The 20,392-nt window shown below is 72.3% G+C and carries 14 protein-coding genes; 6 read left to right on the top strand and 8 right to left on the bottom strand.

Translation table 11 applies throughout. The features are described 5' to 3' along the window. Positions 1-582: 582 nt before the first annotated feature. Positions 583-843 carry a hypothetical protein gene (locus QSK32_RS27650; RefSeq protein WP_285473557.1) on the bottom strand — a complete coding sequence of 87 codons (261 nt, stop codon included), beginning with the start codon at positions 841-843 and terminating at the stop codon, positions 583-585. A 1,924-nt stretch (positions 844-2,767) separates the two neighbouring features. On the opposite strand from QSK32_RS27650, the gene QSK32_RS27645 reads away from it, so the two are divergent. Next, positions 2,768-3,268 (top strand): inorganic diphosphatase, encoded by a 501-nt coding sequence (locus QSK32_RS27645; protein WP_045744088.1) that lies wholly within the window; start codon positions 2,768-2,770, stop codon positions 3,266-3,268. 227 nt (positions 3,269-3,495) lie between these two features. Here the strand turns inward: QSK32_RS27645 and eccD are convergent, their stop codons facing one another. Continuing rightward, positions 3,496-4,950: a type VII secretion integral membrane protein EccD gene (gene eccD, locus QSK32_RS27640; protein ID WP_285473556.1), complete on the bottom strand. Its 1,455-nt coding sequence runs from the start codon at positions 4,948-4,950 to the stop codon at positions 3,496-3,498. A gap of 59 nt (positions 4,951-5,009) precedes the next feature. Between eccD and eccCa the strand changes: the two genes are divergently transcribed. Both eccCa and mycP read left to right on the top strand, forming a co-directional pair. Beyond that, positions 5,010-8,855, top strand: a complete 3,846-nt coding sequence (gene eccCa / locus QSK32_RS27635) for a type VII secretion protein EccCa (RefSeq protein WP_285473555.1) — start codon at positions 5,010-5,012, stop codon at positions 8,853-8,855. A gap of 140 nt (positions 8,856-8,995) precedes the next feature. Continuing rightward, a complete protein-coding gene (gene mycP / locus QSK32_RS27630; protein WP_502872560.1) occupies positions 8,996-10,273 on the top strand; it encodes a type VII secretion-associated serine protease mycosin in 1,278 nt (425 codons plus the stop codon). Between the two features lie 19 nt (positions 10,274-10,292). Here mycP and QSK32_RS27625 read toward each other — a convergent pair whose 3' ends face one another. The 5 genes from QSK32_RS27625 to QSK32_RS27605 all read right to left on the bottom strand — a co-directional run bounded on the left by QSK32_RS27625 (position 10,293) and on the right by QSK32_RS27605 (position 14,771). Beyond that, entirely contained in the window at positions 10,293-11,471 is a 1,179-nt protein-coding gene (locus QSK32_RS27625; protein WP_083449207.1) for a MarP family serine protease, read from the bottom strand. Between the two features lie 27 nt (positions 11,472-11,498). Continuing rightward, the gene (locus QSK32_RS27620) at positions 11,499-12,227 is read right to left on the bottom strand and encodes an NUDIX hydrolase (protein ID WP_285473553.1); all 729 of its coding nucleotides are present in this window, start codon (positions 12,225-12,227) and stop codon (positions 11,499-11,501) included. Next, complete coding sequence (locus QSK32_RS27615) at positions 12,224-12,763, bottom strand: TlpA family protein disulfide reductase (RefSeq protein WP_052720720.1); 540 nt, start codon at positions 12,761-12,763, stop codon at positions 12,224-12,226. The genes QSK32_RS27620 and QSK32_RS27615 overlap by 4 nt, the downstream gene beginning before the upstream one ends. Then, positions 12,760-13,488, bottom strand: coding sequence for an endonuclease III (gene nth, locus QSK32_RS27610; RefSeq protein WP_502872562.1), 729 nt, complete (start codon positions 13,486-13,488; stop codon positions 12,760-12,762). Before nth ends, QSK32_RS27615 begins: the two co-directional genes overlap by 4 nt. 110 nt (positions 13,489-13,598) lie before the next feature. Further along, on the bottom strand, positions 13,599-14,771 hold the full coding sequence (locus QSK32_RS27605) for a CapA family protein (protein WP_285473551.1): 1,173 nt from the start codon (positions 14,769-14,771) through the stop codon (positions 13,599-13,601). Between the two features lie 205 nt (positions 14,772-14,976). Here QSK32_RS27605 and QSK32_RS27600 point away from each other — a divergent pair, with 205 nt between their 5' ends. From QSK32_RS27600 to QSK32_RS27590, 3 genes are all read left to right on the top strand, one after another. Next, positions 14,977-15,654: a Crp/Fnr family transcriptional regulator gene (locus QSK32_RS27600; RefSeq protein ID WP_045744094.1), complete on the top strand. Its 678-nt coding sequence runs from the start codon at positions 14,977-14,979 to the stop codon at positions 15,652-15,654. A 215-nt stretch (positions 15,655-15,869) separates the two neighbouring features. Then, positions 15,870-17,249: a carboxyl transferase domain-containing protein gene (locus QSK32_RS27595; protein ID WP_045744095.1), complete on the top strand. Its 1,380-nt coding sequence runs from the start codon at positions 15,870-15,872 to the stop codon at positions 17,247-17,249. Positions 17,250-17,260: 11 nt separating this feature from the next. Further along, positions 17,261-19,264, top strand: a complete 2,004-nt coding sequence (locus QSK32_RS27590) for an ATP-binding protein (protein WP_045744096.1) — start codon at positions 17,261-17,263, stop codon at positions 19,262-19,264. Between the two features lie 135 nt (positions 19,265-19,399). Here QSK32_RS27590 and QSK32_RS27585 read toward each other — a convergent pair whose 3' ends face one another. Further along, positions 19,400-20,392: a protein kinase domain-containing protein gene (locus QSK32_RS27585; protein WP_045744097.1), complete on the bottom strand. Its 993-nt coding sequence runs from the start codon at positions 20,390-20,392 to the stop codon at positions 19,400-19,402.

Raw genomic sequence — 20,392 nt, 5'->3', positions numbered from 1 at the left:
TCCCGCCCCTGCCGTCGCCCTCACCTGAGGCGGCGAACGGCGGGCGCTCCCAGGGGTTACCGGCCGGCTTGGCCGGTTCCCCCGCGAACGGCCCGGGATCCACGACCGACGTCGCGTTCCACGGTCCGCCGGCGCCCGGCCCGCTGGGCGGATACTCCCCCGGTCCGTCGGGCGAATACGCCCCTGGTTTGTGGGACGCGTCCTCGCCTGGCCTGTTGGGCGCGTTTTGCGTGTTTTCCTGACCGGCGAACGGCAAGCTCGCCCGCCCGGAACCCGCCTGGGGAAACTCGGACGGCCCGGCAGGCGGCACGGTAGCCCGTCCCGGCGCGGTAGGCGACGCCCCGGAAGCCGCAGATGCCCCGAATGCCGCGGACGCACCGGACGCACCGGACGGAGGAATCGTGGCGCGACCGGGCGTACTCGGAGCCTGACCTGCCTGACTTAGCTGGTTTGGCTGACCCGGCTGGTTCGGCTGACCCGGCTGACCGAGGTGGCTTGGCTGAGTCGGCTGGCCCGGAGGCGCAACCGTGGCACGCCCCGGCGTGGTCGGCTGGCCGAACTGACTCGGCTGGCCCGCGGGCGTCACGGTGGCACGGCCGGGTGTGGTCGGCGACGAACCGAACTGGCCAGGCCGGCCCGCGGGCGGCACGGTGGCACGCCCCGGCGTGGTCGGCGAGCCGTACTGGCCCGGCCGAGCAGCCTGACCGTGCTGACCGGGCTGACCGTATTGGCCGGGCTGAGCAGGCTGACCGTGCTGACCGGGCTGACCGTATTGGCCGGGCTGAGCAGGCTGACCATATTGGCCGGGCTGACCAGACTGGGCAGGCTGAGCGGGCTGACCATATTGGCCGGGCTGAGCGGGCTGACCAGGTTGGGCAGGCTGAGTGGGCGGGGTACCCGGCGTGGGCGACGTAGGCCGCACGGGCATGGGCACACTCGCCCGGCCCGGGAAGGACTGCTGAGGAGCACTCTGCTCAGGCACTGCAGGAGATGTCGGCGCAGGCGGTGCACTCGCAGGCGGCGGCACGAACGGAATGCTCGCCCGGCCCGGCGCGGAGGGCCGAGCCACGGGCGGCGGAGTCGTCACCGGAGGCTGCGGGGTTTGCGGTTGCGTACCCGGGGACTGCGGGCTTTGGGCAGCCGGAGACTGCGCGGCTGAGGACCACGCGGATGGGGCCTGCGGGGCCTGCGGGGCCTGCGGGGCCTGCGACTGCGGAGTCTGGGTGACCTGGGACTGCGGTGACGGTGAGCCGGGAGGCTGGGTTACCGGCGGAGTTGCGACCAGAGGCTGAGCCTGTGCCGACTGAGAACCCTGAGTCGGCTGAGGAGGCTGGGCCGGCTGAGGCTGAGCAGGGGAAGGCTGTCCAGCAGGCGACCATGTGACCGAAGGCCGGGCCGATGAGGTCTCGGGCGCCGCCTGCGGAGCGGTCGAGGGCTGGGCGGTCAGGGGCTGAGTCACCGGAGGCCGGCCCGCGGAGGGCTGGGCTCCGGGTGCCGGCGTGACCGGAGGCTGCGTGACCGAGGGCTGCGTAACCGGGGGCTGCGTGACCGGCGGCTGCGTGACCGGCGGCTGCGTGACCGGCGGCCGAGCGGGCGCGGACTGCGGCTGCGTGACTGAGGGCTGAGCGGTCGGGGACTGCGCAGACGGTGGTTGCGTGGCCGAGGGCTGCTCAGGGGCAGGCGGCGTGACCGGCGGTTGCGTGGGCACGGGCTGCGCGGGCGCGGATGGGACGGAGATGGGTCGGGTCGTGGACTCGGTGGTCCTGGGTGTGACCTGGATCGGTTGAGTCACCGGCGGCTGAGACCGACCGGCCTGCGACCCGGCTGACGTCTGTGCGGGGGACGGAGCTGACGACCGAGCCGGCGGCGGAGAAGTGACGGGGGGCTGCGCCGATCCGGAGGTCGGAGTCGCGGCTGGAGCCGACGTGGGGGCCGGGGTAGGCGCTCCCGGTGGGAACGCAGGTGAAGCAGGGGCTGGCGTTGGAGTCGGGGCTACGGGTGAGGCCGCAGCGGGACTCACGGTCGGCGCGGGACTCACGGTAGGAGCGGGACTCGAGGCCGCAGCGGAACTCACCACAGGGGCGGGACTCGGGGCCGCAGCAGGGGCCGGGCCCGGAGCCTGCACGACATTCGGAGCCTGCGCGGCGCTCGGAGCCTGCGCGGCACCCAGAGCCGGAGGTGGGTTCGCGGGTGCCGCCGGAGCGGGACTCGTGGCCGGACCCGGAACCGGAGACGGTGCCTCGGGGGCGTCGGCGCTGCCGGTCGCGACACCTGGGGCTTGCGCCGGCGTGAAGCCGGGGGTCTGCGCGGGTGCGGGGCTTTGCGCGGGTGCGGGGCTCTGCGTGGGTGCGGGGCTCTGCGTGGGTGCGGGGCTCTGCGTAGGCGTGAAGCCGGGGGGCGGCGCCGGAGTGGAGCTCTGCGTCGACGCGGAGCCTGAAGCCTGCCCCGGTGCGGAGCCTGGGGCGGCGCCGGGTGCGGGGGTGGTGTGGCCTGGGACGCCGGGGATGGATGACGGCAGACCGGACTGGCCGGACGGCCGAATACTCTCTTCGGGCCCGGTTTGCGAACTCGACACGCCCGGTCGGTCCGAGTTGTCGTGTGAATCTTCCCTCGTCATACGCCCCTCCTCGCCCGTGGCGTCAGACTTAGGGGAGACTAGCGACATCCGGCACACCGTCGCGCGCGGATCCTGCGGGCCTGCTCCATGCCCGTTCCCCCCGCCGACGGACCGGACTATTCAAGCGGGCAAGCAAAAGGGGAGCGAAATATGGATTTCGACGTTCTGGTTGAGATCCCCAAGGGGCAGCGCAACAAGTACGAGGTGGACCACAAGACCGGTCGCATCCGGCTGGACCGGACCCTCTTCACAGCGACACAGTATCCCGCGGACTACGGCTACATCGAGGGCACCCTCGGCCAGGACGGCGACCCGCTGGACGCGCTGGTGCTCATCCAGGAGCCGACGTTCCCGGGTTGCCTGGTCCGGGCCCGCGCCATCGGCATGTACCGGATGACCGACGAGAAGGGCCGCGACGACAAGGTCCTCTGCGTGCCGTTCGAGGACCCGCGTCAGGAGCACCTGCGCGACATCCACCACCTGGGCGAGTTCGACCGGATGGAGATCCAGCACTTCTTCACGGTCTACAAGGACCTGGAGCCGGGCAAGTCCGTCGAGGGCGCCACCTGGACCGGCCGTATCGAGGCCGAGGCTGAGATCCGCGCTTCCTTCAAGCGCGCCGAGGCCGCTGAGGCCGAGGGAGAGCACTGACGGACCGCTCCCACCGCACCGCTGACGACCGCACCTGCGGGGCTTCCACGCCTCGCAGGTGCGGTCGTTTGCGGTGCGGGCCGTCCCGGGATTCAGGATCGGCGGCCCGGATCACACCTGGCGCAACGAAACGGCGCCCGGGACATCGCCTGATGGTGGCGCCCCGCACTCGAACGACGTCACCCAGTGACGGATATCACTCATGACGGCGTACGGGGCCGGGCGTTTCAGAGGCCGGAGACCGCCGTGTAGACACCGGTGACCGCGCACGCCGCCGGAATGATCGTGATCATGACGAGCGCGTCCAGGACGTCGGCGGTCCGGGACAGGTGGGCGGGGGCCGGGCGGCCGGCCCGGGTCACGCCGATCGCGACGATCCCCAGGGCCACCGTGGTCAGCGCGCCGGTTGCCGGCAGGACCGGCAGTGCGGTGAGCAGCTCGGCCAGGCCGGCGGTGAGGGCGGCCAGTCCGGCCAGGCCGCCGGCGAGCAGGGGCACCCGGTGCCGGACGGCGGCGAACAACCGGGCGCGGAGCAGCAGCCCGGCCGCGCCGAGACCGATCATGACCCGGGTGGCCGGGGTCGCGGCCGCGGCCAGCACGGTGAACGCCGCCGCGGCGACCAGGGCGTGTCCGGCCAGCATGCCCGCGAGCAGGTCGTCGGCACGGGCGACGGCGGCCAGGACCGCCGCGTGGTCGAGCCGGCTGCGGGCGGCACGGGCCGCACGGACCTCCGCAAGACGTTCGTCCGCGATGCCAGCCGGAGGGTCCGGCAGATCCGGGAAGTCGGAGAAGTCCGGCCCGGGTGACGGGTCCAGGAGTGGACCCAACCGGGCGGACTGCACGGCGAGACGCGGCGACGCGACGATTCCGCAGGTCAGGACGGCGAGCAGGACGGCCGCACCGCCGGACACCGTGGTCACCGGATCGGTCAGGGCACCCACGACACCGAGCAGCCCGGCGGTGGCTCCCGCGGTGAAGAGCCGGATCCCGGCACCCACCCCGAGGCCGGCGGCCGCCGCGGCGAACACGGTCGCGACCGCCCCGGCGAGCAACTCCGCACCGCCCAGCCAGGGGAAGGCGACCGGAGCCCCGGGCGGATCGGACGCGGAGACCAGCAGGGCGGCTCCGGCGAACGCGTAGGGCAGCGCGGATCCGCCGAGGGCCACGGCCACGGTGCTCTGCGCGTACACCCGGGATGTGATCGTCGCGATCAGCGCGAGAAGCGTGGCCAGGCCCAGGCCCACCGCGCCGGCGCTCTCCCGCGGACCGGCGGTGGTCAGCGTGCCCAGTCCGAGGGCAAGGGGCAGGGCCGCGGCGATGATCGTGGTCGTGCGGGTGGCGGACGGCGTCCAGATCCCGCCGAGGCGCCGGGCACCGTCGGCGACCGCTTCGGCCGGGTCGTCGTGGTCGGGTTCCGGCCAGTCGGCATCCGCGGGGACGAGGTGGAGCACGTCGCCGTCGCGTACCCCCTGAGCCTGTAAAGGGTGACCGGTGGCGAGCGCGACCCCGTCGGCGCGCCGGAGCACCCACCCGCCGTGTTTCTCGCCCTCGTCGGCGAGGTCCGCGCCGAGTTCGTGGAGCAGGTCCGGCAGGAGTTCGGCCAGGGGCGCATGGTCGGGCAGCGCGACGTCGGCGCGGTGCTGCGCGGCCCGGACGGTGACACGGGCCAGACCGGCATTCACCAGGACATTCCTCCCCGCACGCCTAGGGAATCGACTGCCTTCTATCTAGCATGGATCCCGTGGGAACGGTGCCCGTGAAACGGTCCGCGCGACGGCCCGCGCCGACGATGCCGGCCGGGGAGATCGTCGTCGATCCACCGCCGGCCCTCGCCCGGCATCCGGCGGGACTGCAGCAGTGGCTGATGGCGCTGCCGATGCTGGGTGGCACCGTGGCGATGGCGATGATGATGGGCCAGGGCCGCGCCGGACCGTGGTCCTATCTGATCGGTGGCCTGTTCGGGATCTCGTCGATCGCCGTGCTCGCCACCTCGTTCAGCGCCGGTGGTGGCCCGCGCCGGGCCGAGGCCGCCGCCGCCCGGCGCGGATACCTGCGCTATCTCGCCGGACTTCGCCGCCGGATCCGGGAGACCGCACGGCGGCAGCGGGCCGGGCTGCGATACCGCCACCCGGACCCGGAGCAGCTCTGGTCCACCGTGGCGAGCCACCGTCTCTGGGAACGCCGCCCCTCCGATCCGGACTTCGCGGTGATCCGGATCGGAACCGGTCCGCAGATGCTCGCCACTTTGCTGATCGCCCCGCCGGACCGGCCGGCCGCGGAACGGGAACCGGTCACCACGAGCGCGCTGCGGCGGCTGCTGGACGCCTCCGCGGTGGTGCCGGACCTGCCGGTGGCGGTGTCGTTGCGGGCGTTCACCCGGGTGCTGCTCCACGGCCCGGGAGCGGCCGACCTGGTCCGGGCGGTGCTGCTCCAGCTGGCCGTGTTCCACGCGCCGGACGAACTGGTCGTCGCCGTCTGCGCGGCGCCCGACGACCGGGACCGGTGGGAGTGGGTGAAGTGGCTGCCGCACGCGCTGCACCCGTCCCGGACCGACGCCCTCGGGCCGCTCCGGCTGGTCGCCGACAGCGATCCGGAACTCGGGACGCTGCTCGGCGAGGTGCTCACCGGCCGGTCCCGGTTCCGGGCCGACGGGACCGGCACCGCACTGCCGCACGTGGTGATCGTCCGGGACGGCATGCCGGCGGAACCGGCCACCGACGGTCCGGACGGGGTGACCGTGCTGGACCTGCGAACGGCCCCGCCCCGGACGCCGGAACCCGGGACGCTGCTGCTCACCGTGGGTACGGACGGCGCGCTGACCACCGCGACGGCCGGGACGGTGACCGAGGACGGGCGGGCGGACGCCCTGTCGGTGGCGCAGGCCGAAGCCGTCGCTCGCAGGCTCGCACCACGGCGCCCGGTCGGCTCGGCCGATGCGGGCGGCCGGCCCGCGACCACCGACACCGGCCTGATCGAGCTGCTCGGGACCACCGACCCGGCGTCGCGCCCGGAACGGGACCGGCTGCGGGTGCCGATCGGCGCCACCGTCGACGGGACACCCGTCGAGCTGGACCTGAAGGAATCCGCCGAGGACGGGATGGGACCGCACGGCCTGATCGTCGGCGCCACCGGCTCGGGCAAGTCGGAACTGCTGCGCACCCTCGTGCTGGCGCTCGCCACCACACACTCCCCGGCGACGCTCAACCTGGTGCTGGTCGACTTCAAGGGCGGGCCCACCTTCGCCGGGATGGACCGGCTGCCGCACACCGCCGCACTGATCACCAACCTCGAGGACGCGCTGCCCCTGGTCGACCGGATGGCCGACGCGATCGAGGGCGAACTGACCCGGCGGCAGGAACTGCTGCGGCGGACCGGGAACCATGCGGGGCTGCGGGACTACGAACGGGCCCGGGCCGCCGGGACGGAACTGCCACCGCTGCCGTCCCTGCTGATCGTCTGCGACGAATTCTCCGAACTGCTGCAGCGCAAACCCGAGTTCATCGAGCTGTTCCTGCAGATCGGGCGGCTCGGGCGGTCGCTCGGCGTACACCTGCTGCTGGCCAGTCAACGGCTGGAGGACGGGCGGCTGCGCGGACTGGACACGCACCTGTCGTACCGGATCGGGCTGCGGACGTTCTCCGCCCTGGAGTCGCGGGTGGTGCTCGGGGTGCCGGACGCGTACGAGCTGCCCCGCTCCCCCGGCCACGGCTACCTGAAGTCCGGCACCGAGGAGCCCACCCGGTTCCGGGCCGCGTACGTCTCCGCCCCGCTGCGCCGCACCCCGGAACCGGCCACCGCCGACAGCCGGACGGTGCTGCACTGGACGACCCGGCAGGTTCCGGTCCTGGCACTGCCGGCCCGGCCGCTCACCGAGGAGACCGACGAGACCCTGGCCGACGTGCTGATCGCCCGGCTGGCCGGACAGGGACCGCCGGCCCACCGGATCTGGCTGCCACCGCTGGACCGTCCGCCCACACTGGACGACCTGCTCGGGCCGGTCGCGCCGGCACCCGGGCGCGGACTGACCACCGTGGACGCGTCGCTGCACGGCGCTCTGCGGGTGCCGGCCGCCCTCGTCGACAAACCCCGTGACCAGCGGCGGGATCCGCTGTGGCTGCGTCTCGGCGGGGCCGGTGGGCACATCGCCGTGGTCGGCGGCCCGCGCAGCGGCAAGTCCACCGCGATCCGGACGCTGATCTGCGGGCTGGCGCTCACCCACACCCCGGCCGAGGCGCACGTCTACTGCCTCGACTTCGGCGGTGGCGGACTCGCGGCGCTGCGCGACCTGCCGCACGTGGGCGGGGTGTTCGGGCGGCTGGAGGCGGAGGGCGTACGCCGGACGATCGGCGAGATGACCACCCTGATCACCGGGCGCGAAGCCGGGGGCGGGCAGCCGCGGGCCGACGTGTTCCTGGTGGTGGACGGGTGGTCGACGCTGCGCAACGACTTCGACGAGTGCGAGACGGCGGTCGTCGACCTGGCCACCCGCGGGCTCGCGTACGGGCTGCACCTGGTGGCCACGGCCGCCCGCTGGACGGACTTCCGGCCGGCCGTGCGGGACCTGTTCGGCTCCCGTCTGGAGCTGCGTCTCGGTGACCCGGCGGACTCGGTGGTCGGCCGGCGGGCCGCGCAGAGCGTGCCGGAACAGCGGCCGGGCCGCGGGGTGGTGGAGCATCCGGTCGACCGGGACAAGGGGCTGCACCTTCTCACGGCGCTGCCCGAGGTGACGTCGGAGGCGGGGACCGATGGTCTGGTCGGGGCGGTCGCGAAGGCCTGGGCCGGCCCGGTGGCCCCGCGGGTGCGGTTGTTGCCGGCGGTGGTCGCGTACCCCGACATCGACCCGGACCGGCCCGACGGCCTGCGCCTTCCGCTGGGTCTCGCGGAGACCGACCTCCGGCCGGTGACGATCGATTTCGCCGCCGACCCGCATTTCCTGCTCTTCGGTGACGCCGAGTGCGGCAAGTCCTCCTTCCTGCGCACCCTGGCGGCCACCGTGACCCGCCGTTTCCCGCCCGAGCGGGCCCGGCTGATCGTGATCGACTACCGGCGTTCCCTGATCGATCTTCCGGAGACCGAACATCGCATCGGGTACGCCGCACAGGCCTCCGCCGCCGAGGAACTGATGGTGTCGGTGGCCGGGTACATGCAGCGCCGCCGTCCCGGACCGGACCTGACCGCGCGGCAGTTGCGGGACCGTTCCTGGTGGACCGGGCCCGAGTTGTTCGTGCTCGTCGACGACTACGACCTGGTGGCGGCCGGCCCGGTGAACCCGCTGATCCCGCTGCTCGAGCATCTGCCGCACGCCCGCGACGTCGGCCTGCACCTGGTGCTCACCCATCGGGCCGGTGGCGCCGCCCGTGCCCTGTACGACCCGGTCGTCCAGCGGCTGCGCGAACTCTCCACACCGGGCCTGGTGATGTCCGGCTCACCCGAGGAGGGTGCGCTGCTCGGCACAGTCCGGCCCGGCACCCTCCCACCAGGACGTGGCCGCCTGGTCACCCGCCGTGAGGGAACGCGGCTGATCCAACTCGCCTGCCCGCCGCCCGTACCGGAATCCGAAAAATCAACAGACGCTGAGTGCGATTAGCCACAATCACACGCAGCAGCACGCCATCTCTGGGGAGTACCCTCCCTCCATCGACTGACGATCGACTGACGCCCGACGTCCGAGAATGGCGACCTGACCGTGTGCTGTGCTGACGAAACCATCCGGTCCCCGCGGCCGCGATGTCGCGCACCCCGCGACGGTGCCGGTTGCTGACCTCCGCCCGGCGGCTGACCGCCGCGACCCTGGCCGGCCTGGTCGCCCTCGTTCCCGCGGCCGCCCCCGCCACCGCCGAGCCCGGCTTCACCAATGACAGTTCGGTCCGCGGCGACCAGTGGCAACTGCGGACCCTCGACCTCGAGGACGCCTGGCTCTACGCCGACGGCACCGGCGTGACCGTCGCCGTCATCGACTCCGGTGTGGACGCCCACCATCCCGACCTGGAGGGCCAGGTCCTGACCGGCGTCGACCTGGTCGACGAGGACGCCGCGACCGTCACCGACCCGGTCGGCCACGGCACCACGGTCTCGGCCATCATCGCCGGGCGGGGCGACGACGACTCGGGTGTGGTCGGCATCGCGCCCAAGGCCAGGATCCTGCCGGTCCGGGTGCTCGACGAGGAGAACCGCTACGACGACGCGCTGATCGTGGCGCGCGGCCTGCGCTGGGCGGTCGACCACGGCGCGCGGGTGGTCAACCTGTCGCTCGGTGGCAGCGGGTCCAGCCCCACCCTGGCCGCCGCCATCGACTACGCGTTCGCCAAGGACGTCGTGGTGGTCGCCTGCACCGGCAACGCCAGCGCCTCGTCGACCGAGTCCAACGCCGGGGTGTGGTACCCGGCCCGGGAACCCGGCGTGGTCGCCGTCTCCGGGATGGAACGCGACGGCGAGACCCTCTGGTCCGGTTCGATCACCGGGCAGGAGACCGTCATCTCGGCGCCGGCCACCCAGCTCGTCGGCGCCCGCCCCGGTGGGTACTGGCGGGTGCAGGGCACCAGTTTCGCCGCCCCGATGGTCACCGCCACCGCGGCGCTGATCCGGTCCCGGTGGCCGGACATGCCGGCCGGCGAGGTGATCAACCGGCTGATCCGGACCGCCGATGACAAGGGCGCCCCCGGCCGGGACGCCGACTTCGGGTTCGGCATGGTCGATCCGGTCGCGGCGCTCACCGCCGACGTGCCGGCCGTGCTGAACAACCCGCTGGACAACACCCCGCCGGTGGGCGTCGCCAAGTTCGGCAGCGCGCCGGCCTCCGGACAGGCCCAGTCGGCGCCGGAGCAGAGCGGCGTCCCGGGCTCACCGGTGCGGGAGCAGGCGATCAGTGGCGGGCAGGCCGCGCCGGCGTTGTCCGCGGCGTCCACCGGCGGGCATCACAGCCGGTGGATCGCGATCCTGCTGTTCGTCGTGTCGGCGGTCGCCGCCGCGGTGACGATCCGCCGTTTCGCCGCGGCGACCGGCTGAATCACTCGGCCGGTCCCGGTCAGGCGCACTCGCCGGTGCGCACACCCTTGGTGTTCTGCTTGCCGGCCGCGGCCACCGGCGCCGCCTCGTCCGCGGTCAGTGCGAACCCGACGTTCTTGTCGTCCGCCGCCGCCGCGAAGATGACACCCAGCACGTCGCCACCCGGATCGATCAGCGGACCGCCCGAGTTGCCGCTGCGGACCAGCGACTTGATCGTGTAGATCTCCCGGGTCACGTCACCCGACTCGTAGATGTCCGGCCCGGTGATCTCGCTGACGTCGCGGACCCGGGCGGACTGCGCGTTGTACGGGCCGTCCTGCGGATAGCCCAGCACGATCGCGTTGGCCCCGGACACCGCCTCCTTCGCCACGAACGGCATCACCGGGGCGCGCAGTCCGGGGACGTAGAGGACGGCCAGGTCACGCTTCGGGTCGTACACCACCACGGTCGCCTCCAGCTGGCCGTTGGAGGTCTCGACGACCACCTCACGGGTGCCGGCGACGACGTGCGCGTTGGTCATCACGCGTTCGGAGGCGTACACGAAACCGGTGCCCTCGATCCGGCGTGAGCAGCTCGGGGCGGCGCCCAGGATCTTCAGCACCGACTTCTTCGACTCCTGCACCACCTTGGAGTTCTTCAACGCCGGGTCCGGCTCGGGCACCTCCTTGGCCTCGGTGCGGGCCAGGCCGCCGAACACGTCCGGGAACCCGTTGGTGTCCAGGGTGTCGCGCAGCTCGGAGGAGAGCGCCTGCGCCTGGGCCGGCATCAGCTCGTTGATCCCGCCGAGGATCGCGCTGCTGCGGACCTCCCGGTTGAGCCAGAGGAACGGGCTGGATCCCAGCGGCACCGCGACCAGCCAGGCGGCGAGCATCACGGCGACCACCGAGACGAGCGCCCCGCCGGCGTCGTCCATGTGCTGCAGCGGCCGGCTGAAGATGCTGCGGCGCAGGTTGGTGCCGAGCCAGCCGGCCAGGGTCTGCCCGAGGATCGCCAGCACCAGGATGACCGCGAGGGCCACCACCAGGCGGATCGAACCCTCGGCGAACTGCTGGGCGAGCAGCGGTCCCAGTTGCAGGCCGATCAGCACGCCGCTGAAGAAACCGCCGAGCGAGAGGGCCCCGATGACGAAACCCTGGCGGTATCCGCTGATCGCGAAGAGCAGCATCAGCACGATCAGGAAGACATCGACCACGGGCACTCACTTAGCGTAGAAGTCAGAAGCACGTCACGGCACCACCTCGTCGGGTGCTCCGCCACGGGCCGCCGGCACGGGTGCCGCGGCGTCGGGCAGTTCGACGATGCGGGCGGGCTCCCACGGACGCGACCATCCGGCCATGTCGAGCAGCGTCGCGATCACCCCCGCGGTGAAGCCCCAGACGAGCAGTCCCCGCACCTGGAAGGCGGGACCGATCCAGCCGCTGGGGTGTCGCACCCGGATACGGTTCGCGGGGTCGGCCAGTTCACTGACCGGCAGACGGGCGACGTGGGCGACCTCGGTGGCCTGCCGCGGATGCACCGGGTGCGGCGCCCGCCACCAGGCCAGCACGGGCCGGACGACGAAGCCGCTGACCGGGATCCACAACTCCGGCAGCAGGGCGAGCACCTCGGCGCTGGACCGGTCGAGGCCGACCTCCTCCTCCGCCTCGCGCAGCGCGGTGTCGGTGGCGTCGGTGTCGTCCGGGTCGGTGGCGCCGCCCGGGAAGGCCGGCTGTCCGGCGTGGTTGCGCATCGTCGCGGCACGCTGCAGGACCAGCAGGTCGGGGCCACCGGGGGTGTCCGCGGCCGGCTCGCTCTCACCGATCAGCACGAGCACGGCGCTGGCCCGGCCGCCGGTGCCGTTCGGGCGGCGCAGGCTGGTGAAGTCCTCGGTCCGGCACTGGCCGACCCGGGTGAGCAGCGGTTCGAAGAGGTCCGGCAGGCCGTCCGGCCGGGGCAGGACGTGGCCGCGGGTCATTGGCGCACCGTCACGCCGGTGTGCTCCTGGACGAGGCCGATCAGCGTGGGCACGTCGAGGGCGGTGCCGCGGTGGACGTGGGTCTTGCCCTCGGGTGACACGAAGACGGTCACCGGGAGAGTGGACTGCCCGAGGGCGGCGAGGAGTTTCTGCCCCGAGTCATAGAAGGTCGGGAAATTTACGTTGAAATCGGTTGCAAACGATGCGGCAGCGTCGCGGCGATCCCCCACGTCGACGCCGACGACCGTCAACTCCCCCGCGGTCCGGTCGGCCAGGCCCTGGATGACCGGGAGTTCCTCACGGCAGGGCCCGCACCAGGAGGCCCACAGGTTGATCACGGCGGGGGCGGGCAGGCCGCTCAGGTCGATCTCTTGACCGCCGGTGAAGCACGGGAGGGACAGATCCGGTAGATCCGATTTCTCGGAGACCGCCGCCGGACATGCCGCGAACGGTGACGGTGTCTCCGGCTCCTCGGCCGTGGCCGTGCACCCGGCCAGCACCATGGTGCTCACGACGACGGCGGCGAGCCTCCTCACGCTTCCTCCGGGGCCAGGACCGCCGCCACCGGCACCAACTCGGGATCCACCCCGGCGGCCACCGCCAGGTCCCGGGCCCGCGGACCCTTCAACAGTTTCGCCGCCGCGGCCGCCTCGGTCGGGCCGGTCCCGTACGACGGGCAGGCCGACGCGAGCGTGCAGGCCCCGCAGGCCGGTTTCAGCGCGTGACAGACCCGCCGGCCGTGGAAGATCACCCGGTGCGACAGCATCGTCCAGTCGCGTTTCTCGATCAGCTCGGCGACCAGGAACTCGATCTTCACCGGGTCTTTCTCGTCGACCCAGCCGAACCGGTTGGTCAGCCGCCGGAAGTGGGTGTCGACGGTGATGCCCGGAACGTCGAAGGCGTTGCCCAGGATCACGTTGGCCGTCTTGCGCCCGATCCCGGGCAGCGCGACCAGTTCCTCGAGTCGTCGCGGCAGTTGACCGTCGTGCCGGTCCAGCAGCGCCTGACCCAGCTTGATCAGTGAGTCGGTCTTGGCCCGGAAGAAGCCGGTCGGCCGGAGCAGCGTCTCCATCTCGGAGCGGTCGGCCGCGGCGTAGTCGGCGGCCGACCGGTATCGGCGGAACAGCTCGGGGGTGACCTGATTGACCCGCACGTCGGTGGTCTGCGCGGACAGGACCGTGGCGACGGCCAGCTCGAGCGGAGTGGTGAAGTCGAGCTCGCAGTGCGCGTCCGGATGGGTCTCGGCGAGCACCCGCGCCATCCGGCGGGCCCGGCGTTTGCGTCCGATCAGTGTCTCGGTCTTTCCACGCGGAGACGCTGTACGGGGTCGGGTCACCGGTAAAGAGTACGACGACCGGTCGACATCATCGGTCACGCGGAGCGCTTGATGACCCCGTCGTCACCGATCGTCGCAGCGGTGTCACCGAAGTCGTCGGCCGAGAGCCGGGCGACCATCTTGCGGCCCTGCTCCTTCTTGTCGCGAGTGGGCACTCCGGCGTCGTTCAGATAGGTGGACGCGAACGAACCCCCGGCGAACGCGCCCTCGCGGGTCAGCGAGACCTGCAGCACCCCGGCGTACTTCAGGTCGCCGTTGCGGGACAGCGTCCGGCCGCCGCCGGCGAAGTTCCCCAGGCTGTACGCGATGAGTTTCCCCTGGTAGAACTCCATGCCCCGGAGCACGTGCGGCCCGTGGCCGACGACCAGGTCGGCACCGGCGTCGACGACCGTGTGGCTGAACTCGATCGGGTCGCCCCGGTTCTCCCCGAAGAAGAGTTCGCTCCCCGGTTTCACGTGGGTCCGGTCCGCCCCTTCGGCGCCCATGTGCACCTGGACGACGACCAGATCCGCCTCACCTGCGGCACGTTTCACGACGGCCGCCGCAGCGGGAAGATCGTTGACGTTGTTCGCTCCCGCGTACGGGGAGAAGCCGATCACCGCGACCTTGATCCCCTTGACGTCCACGACGGTGATCTCGTCCTCGGCCCCGGTGTGTTCGAGACCCTGGCCCTCGAGCGCCTCGATGGTGTTGGCGTAACCCTTCGGGCCGAAGTCCTTGGAGTGGTTGTTCGCCGTGTTGAGCAGCTGGAAACCGGCGTCCTTGAGGTGCGCCGCGTAGGCCGGTGGCGCCCGGAAGGCGAAGCAGTTGGCCCGGGCCGGCGTGCCGCACTTGGAGGTGCCGGTGTCCTCGGTGATCGGCTGCTCGAGGTTGCCCATCACCAGGTCGGCGGCGAGGGAGTCGCGAACGGAGTCGAAGAATCCGTCGCCGTCATCGGCCGGAAGCCGGTTCGGCGCACTGCCCATGATGATGTCGCCGGTCGCCGACAGCGTGATCGACTCGACAGCCGCGGATTCGGCGATCGGTTTTCCACTGGCCGTCGCGGCCGTTTTCTCCGGTGCCGCCCATTGCGCGTCGGTCTTGGTGTTCCGCTTCAGCAGGACCATTCCCGCCAAACCGGCACCGACCAGCACAGAAAGGACAATCGTGATGGAAAGGATGGGCCGCTTGAAATTGCTCCGGCGATGGGAAGGGGGGTGCGAATTCATCGACCGGGACGATACCGTCGGCGAGCAAGCGGGATCGACCGACGAAAGGCCTGTCCTGATATGCCCGTACCGCTGAATTGTCACCAGCGGTCACGGCAAATCTGGTTACCGTCCGGTATCTGGATCAAGGGGTGGCCGCCCGTTTCCCGCCCGCGTGCGCCTAGACTGATCGAGCGCAGACGTTGCGCGTTTCGGAGGTGCGGCGATGGATGAGGTACTGGCTCGCAGCGGAATCTTCCAGGGAGTAGACCCGGAAGCTGCGGAGGCACTCGCCAAGGAGATGGACACGATCGAAGTCCGCAAGGGCGACGTGGTCTTCAACGAGGGCGAGGCCGGGGACAGCCTGTACATCGTGCTCTCCGGCAAGATCAAGCTCGGGCGCCGGGCGGCTGATGGACGGCAGAACCTCGTCTCCATCATGGGCCCGTCGGACATGCTCGGCGAGCTGTCGCTCTTCGACCCCGGCCCGCGGACGGCCACCGCCACCGCGGTGACCGACACCCGGCTGGCCCGGTTGAAGAAGTCGTCGTTGCGGCCCTGGCTGAACAACCGGCCGGAGATCGCCGAGCAGCTGCTGCGGGTGCTCGCCCGCAGGCTGCGCCGGACCAACGACGCGCTCGCTGACCTGATCTTCACGGACGTGCCCGGCCGGGTGGCGAAGAACCTGCTGCAGATGGCCGGCCGGTTCGGCACCCGGGACGGCGGTGTCCTGCGGGTCACCCACGACCTGACCCAGGAGGAGCTCGCCCAGCTCGTCGGGGCCTCCCGCGAGACGGTGAACAAGGCACTCGCCGACTTCGCCTCGCGGGCCTGGCTGCGCCTCGACGGCAAGAGCGTCATCATCCTGGATCCGGAGCGGCTGGCGCGGCGCGCCCGCGTCTGACCTCCGCCACCGCGCGCATAGGGGCTGTCCATTCGGACAGCCCCTTAAATGTGCTTGATCCACTCTTCTGTGCGACCGCACCCGGTAGACGGGTCCGTGTCGCACCCGCACAGCCGCTCGTTACGGAGGTGGCCGAGAGGCACCGGCGTGACAGGGAAGGGCGCGGCTTTGAACGCAGGCAGGGGCGTAGCGGGCACGGCAGAGGCGGTTCGGCCATGACCGTGCTCGACACCGCGCTGGACCCGCGCGATCCCGCGTATCTGGAGGGGCGCAGCACCACCCTGCAACGGCTCTCCGAGCTGGAGGCGGTGCTCGACGAGGCACGGGCCGGCGGCGGCGAGAAGTGGGTGACCCGGCATCACGCCCGGGGGAAACTGTTACCCCGAGAGCGTATCGAGATGCTGCTCGACCAGGACAGCCCGTTCCTCGAGCTGTCGCCGGTCGCGGCCCGCGGCTCGGAGTTCCCGGTCGGCGCCAGCGTGGTCACCGGCATCGGCGTGATCGAGGGCGTCGAGTGCGTGGTGATCGCGAACGATCCGACGGTCGACGGCGGGGCGGTCAACCCCTACACGGCTCGCAAGATCCGGCGGGCGGCGCGGATCGCCACCGTCAACCGGCTGCCGCTGGTCGACCTGGTCGAGTCCGAGGGCGCCGCGATCAGCGCCGGGATCGCCGGGGAGCTGAGCCGGCTCACCGCCGACCGGGTGCCGACGATCTGCGTGGTCTTCGGCATCACCACCGGGGACGCGGCCTACCTGCCGGCCCTCTCCGACTACACGATCATGGTGCGCGGGCACGCCAAGGTGCTCACCATCCACCCGCAGCCGATCCGCGGGGCCGCCAACGGGCACCCGGGCGTCGAGGTCCGCGGCACCCCGGTGGTCCCGGCCGGGCTCTCCGGTCCGGCCGACCAGCTCGCCGAGGACGAACGCGACGGCCTGCGGCTGGCGCGGCAGTGCGTCCGCCGGCTCAACTGGCGCAAGCAGGGGCCGCCGCCGCGCGACCAGCGCCCGGTGCCGCCCCGCTTCGACGTCGAGGGCCTGCTCACCCTGGCCGCCGTCGACCCGGCCGCATTCGAGCCCCGGGAGGTGCTCGCCCGGATCCTCGACGACAGCGACTTCGACGAGTTCAAACCCGGTCAGGGCGGCGCGCTGGTGGCCGGCTGGGGTGAACTGCACGGCTATCCGCTCGGCGTGCTGGCCACCCCCGGACCCTCGGGGTCGGCGTCCGACGCCCAGAAGGCGGTGCATTTCCTGCATCTCGCCAACGCGACCGCCACCCCGGTGCTCTTCCTGCAGCATGCCGGCGCACCACGGGACGAGGAGGCGGACGCGCGTACCACCGCGCCACTGGTGCACGCGGTCGCCAAGTCCGCCGTGCCGCACCTGGTCCTCACCGTCGGGAACGCGGAGAACCGGGTGGACCGTACCGACGAGCCCCGCTTCACCTTCAGCTGGCCCGCCCCGGGCCACACCCCGGCTGACGACGGCGTCATCGACCCCCGCGACACCCGAACTGTCCTCGGCCTCTGTCTCTCCGCGGTGCACAGCGCGGCCGTGGAGGGCGCCGGGCACGTCGGCGTGTTCCGACCCTGAAAGGGAGAGCAGTGATCCGACGACTTCTGGTGGCCGACCGGGGAGAAGTCGCCCGCCGGGTGTTCGCCACCTGCCGGCTGGTCGGCATCGAGACGGTAGCCGTCTACTCCGACGTCGATTCCCACGCTCCGCACGTCACCGAGGCCGACTACGCGGTCCACCTGCCCGGGAACACGCCGGCGGCGACGTACCTGCAGACCGCGGCCCTGATCGGGGCCGCTCAGCGCTCCGGGGCCAACGCGCTGCACCCGGGCACCGGCATGCTCGCCGAGGACCCGGACTTCGCCGCCGCGGTGGTCGAGGCCGGACTGATCTGGGTCGGTCCGCCGGCCGCCACGCTGCGCACGCTCACCTGCAAGACCGAGGCGAAGAAGCTGGTCGCCGAGGCCGACGTGCCGGTGCTGCCGACCTTCACCAGCCCGGAGGAGGTGCCTGGGTTTCCGGTCCTGATCAAACCGTCGAGCGGCACCGGTGGGGCCGGGATGCGGGTGGTGCGGGACGCCGCCGCTCTGGTCGAGGCCATCGCCTCGACACGCCGCGAGATCGGCGGCGAGGTCTTCTGCGAGCCCTACGTGAGCAATGTCCGGCACATCGAGGTCCCGGTCCTGGCCGACGTCCAGGGCGCGGTGGTGCCGTTCGGCGAGCGGGAGTGCTCGGTGCAGCGCCGCTACCAGAAGATCGTCGAGGAGACCCCGTCACCGGCCGTCGACCCGGGGCTGCGCGAGGAGCTGTGCCGGGCGGCGATCGTCGCGGTCCGCGCCCTCGGCTACGTCGGCGCCGGCGCGGTCGAGTTCCTCCTCGACGCGAACGGCGGCTTCTGGTTCCTCGAGCTCACCCCGACGCTGCAGGCCGACCACGCGGTCACCGAGTGCGTGTCCGGATACGACCTGGTTCGGCTGCAGCTGCTGGTGGCCGAGGGCGGCAGCCTGCCGATGCCCGGTCCGCCGCCGATCCGCGGGCACGCCATCGAGGTGCGGGTCTGTGCCGAGGACCCGGCCTACGCCTGGCTGCCGGCCGCCGGGACCCTGCACCGGTTCGCCGTGCCGGACGTGGCCGGATCGTTCCGCCCGCTACCCCAGCCCGGTCTGCGGCTGGACGCCGGGGTGACCGACGGCTCGGTCGTCGGCATGCACCACGACCCGATGCTGGCCAAGCTGATCGCCTGGGCGCCCAGCCGCCAGGAGGCCGCCCGGATGCTGGCGTCCGCGCTGGCCCGGGCCCAGCTGCACGGCGTGGTCTCGAACCGGGACCTGCTGGTCCGGGTGCTGCGGCACCACTCGTTCCGGGCGGGCGACGTGGACACCGGTTTCCTCGATCAGCATCCCGAGGTGTTCGCGCCGCTGCTCTCGTCGGTCGACGCGGTCCGCCTCTCCTGCCTGGCCGCCGCCCTGGCCGGTGCCGCCGCACGCCGCGCCTCGGCGCCGGTCCTGGCCTCGCTCCCGTCCGGCTGGCGCAACGTCCCCTCCGGCTCGCAGACCGCCGTCTACGACGGCCCGACCGGGCCGGTCGAGGTCGGTTACCGGATGAACCGCCACGGCGGACTCGCCGGATGGTGGGTCCGGGCCGTCGACCCGGAGGAACTCGACCTGGCCGGTCTCGGTCAGGCGCCGGTCGACGAACACCCGCCGATCGTGGTCGTCCAGGCGAGCGGCGAGCGGGTGGTGCTCAACGTGCAGGGCATCCGTCTGACCGTTCTCGTACACCGGGTGGGTGACGTCTCCTACGTGGACAGCCCGGAGGGGTCGGTCGCCCTCCGGGAGATCTCCCGCTTCCCGCTGCCCGCACCGGAGGCCTCCGAGAGCTCCCTGATCGCGCCGCTGCCGGGTGCCGTCCGCCGGGTCCTGGTCGTGCCCGGCCAGCGGGTCCGGGCCGGGGAGCTGCTGCTCACCCTGGAGGCGATGAAGCTGGAGCATCCGGTGCACGCGCCGTCCGCCGGCGTGGTGGCGTCCCTGCCGGTCCATCCCGGCACCGAGGTGGACACCGGCGAGCTGCTGGCCGTCCTGGAACCCGAGTAGCCCACCGCCGGCCGGTTCCGGTAGTGGTGGGTCACTCTGCCTCTCGGGTACGCGTCATCCACGGCACCCTGGCCCGCGGCGGGCCGCCTCTGCCCACTTCCGGCCGTCCCCGGCCGCCGGCTCATGTGCCCCGGTTCAGCTGAACCAGCGGCTGAAGAAGCCCTTCCGGCTCGTCGGGTTGTGCACCGTCGGGGTGTCGTCCTCGCGGGTCGGGGTGCTCGGCACGATCGGGCGGGGCCGCGGCGGCACGAACGTCGACGGGGTCGTCGAGCGGTAGACCGCGGGCTGCTGTGGCGTCTCCGGGTCGAGCTGGAGGTTGTTGAGCAGGTCGCGGAGTTCCTCGGCGGACGGGCGGCCGTTCGGGTCGTTGTCCATGCCGTAGCGCAGGATCGCGGTCAGGCCCTCCGGGACACCGGGCAGGTCCGGGATCGGGTGGTTGAAGAGGTCCATCAGGGTGATCAGGCTGGGGCTGCGGTCGGTCGCCCACCGGGGTGGTCGGCCGTGCATGACCGCGTAGAGGCTGGCGCACAGCGCATAGATGTCGGCGGCCCCGGACGGCGCGTCGTGGCGAAACGTCTCGGGCGGGGCGTACGCCGGGGTGAGGACCTCGAGGGTGACCGAGGAGTCGCGCATCTCGCCGAGCACCGCGAGACCGAAGTCGGCGAGCACCGCGGAATTGAACTCGGAGTAGAGGATGTTCGCCGGTTTGACGTCGCGGTGCAGCACCCCGTTGGCGTGCGAGTGCACCAGCGCGTCGGCGATCTTGATGCCGACGTCGCGGGCCTCGACCGGGCCGAGCGGGGAGACGCGCATGCGGTCGAGGTAGGACCCGTCGCACAGCTCCATGATCAGGTAGGGGTGCTGGTCGACCGTGACGCCGACGTCGAAGAGGTCGACGACGTGCGGGTGGGACGACATGCGCCCGGCGGCGCGCGCCTCACGCAGGAAGCGGGCCTGGTCCCGGGGGCTGTCCAGGGTCCGGTTCTCCACCTTGATGGCGACTTCTCGCCCGACGGAGTCCTGGGTGGCTCGATAGACGGTGGCGTAACCACCACGCGCCATAACCGACAAACCGGACATGCCTGGCACGTAAGGTACCGGCAAGGCGCCAGGCGGAGTCTCCGTCAC

The sequence above is a fragment of the Actinoplanes sp. NBRC 101535 genome (genome assembly GCF_030269225.1).
Taxonomy (GTDB): Bacteria; Actinomycetota; Actinomycetes; order Mycobacteriales; family Micromonosporaceae; genus Actinoplanes; species Actinoplanes rectilineatus.
Note: the sequence above shows the minus strand (reverse complement) of the source record. Positions and strands in the feature narration are given on the sequence as shown.

Excerpts from the sequence above, each read along its gene's own strand:
- QSK32_RS27620 (WP_285473553.1), bottom strand. The coding sequence starts at position 12,227 with ATGACCCGCGGCCACGTCCTGCCCCGGCCGGACGGCCTGCCGGACCTC.
- QSK32_RS27605 (WP_285473551.1), bottom strand. The coding sequence starts at position 14,771 with ATGAATTCGCACCCCCCTTCCCATCGCCGGAGCAATTTCAAGCGGCCC.
- nth (WP_502872562.1), bottom strand. The coding sequence starts at position 13,488 with ATGGCGCGGGTGCTCGCCGAGACCCATCCGGACGCGCACTGCGAGCTC.
- QSK32_RS27645 (WP_045744088.1), top strand. The coding sequence starts at position 2,768 with ATGGATTTCGACGTTCTGGTTGAGATCCCCAAGGGGCAGCGCAACAAG.
- QSK32_RS27600 (WP_045744094.1), top strand. The coding sequence starts at position 14,977 with ATGGATGAGGTACTGGCTCGCAGCGGAATCTTCCAGGGAGTAGACCCG.
- QSK32_RS27650 (WP_285473557.1), bottom strand. The coding sequence starts at position 843 with ATGGTCAGCCCGCTCAGCCTGCCCAGTCTGGTCAGCCCGGCCAATATG.
- QSK32_RS27595 (WP_045744095.1), top strand. The coding sequence starts at position 15,870 with ATGACCGTGCTCGACACCGCGCTGGACCCGCGCGATCCCGCGTATCTG.
- mycP (WP_502872560.1), top strand. The coding sequence starts at position 8,996 with ATGTCGCGCACCCCGCGACGGTGCCGGTTGCTGACCTCCGCCCGGCGG.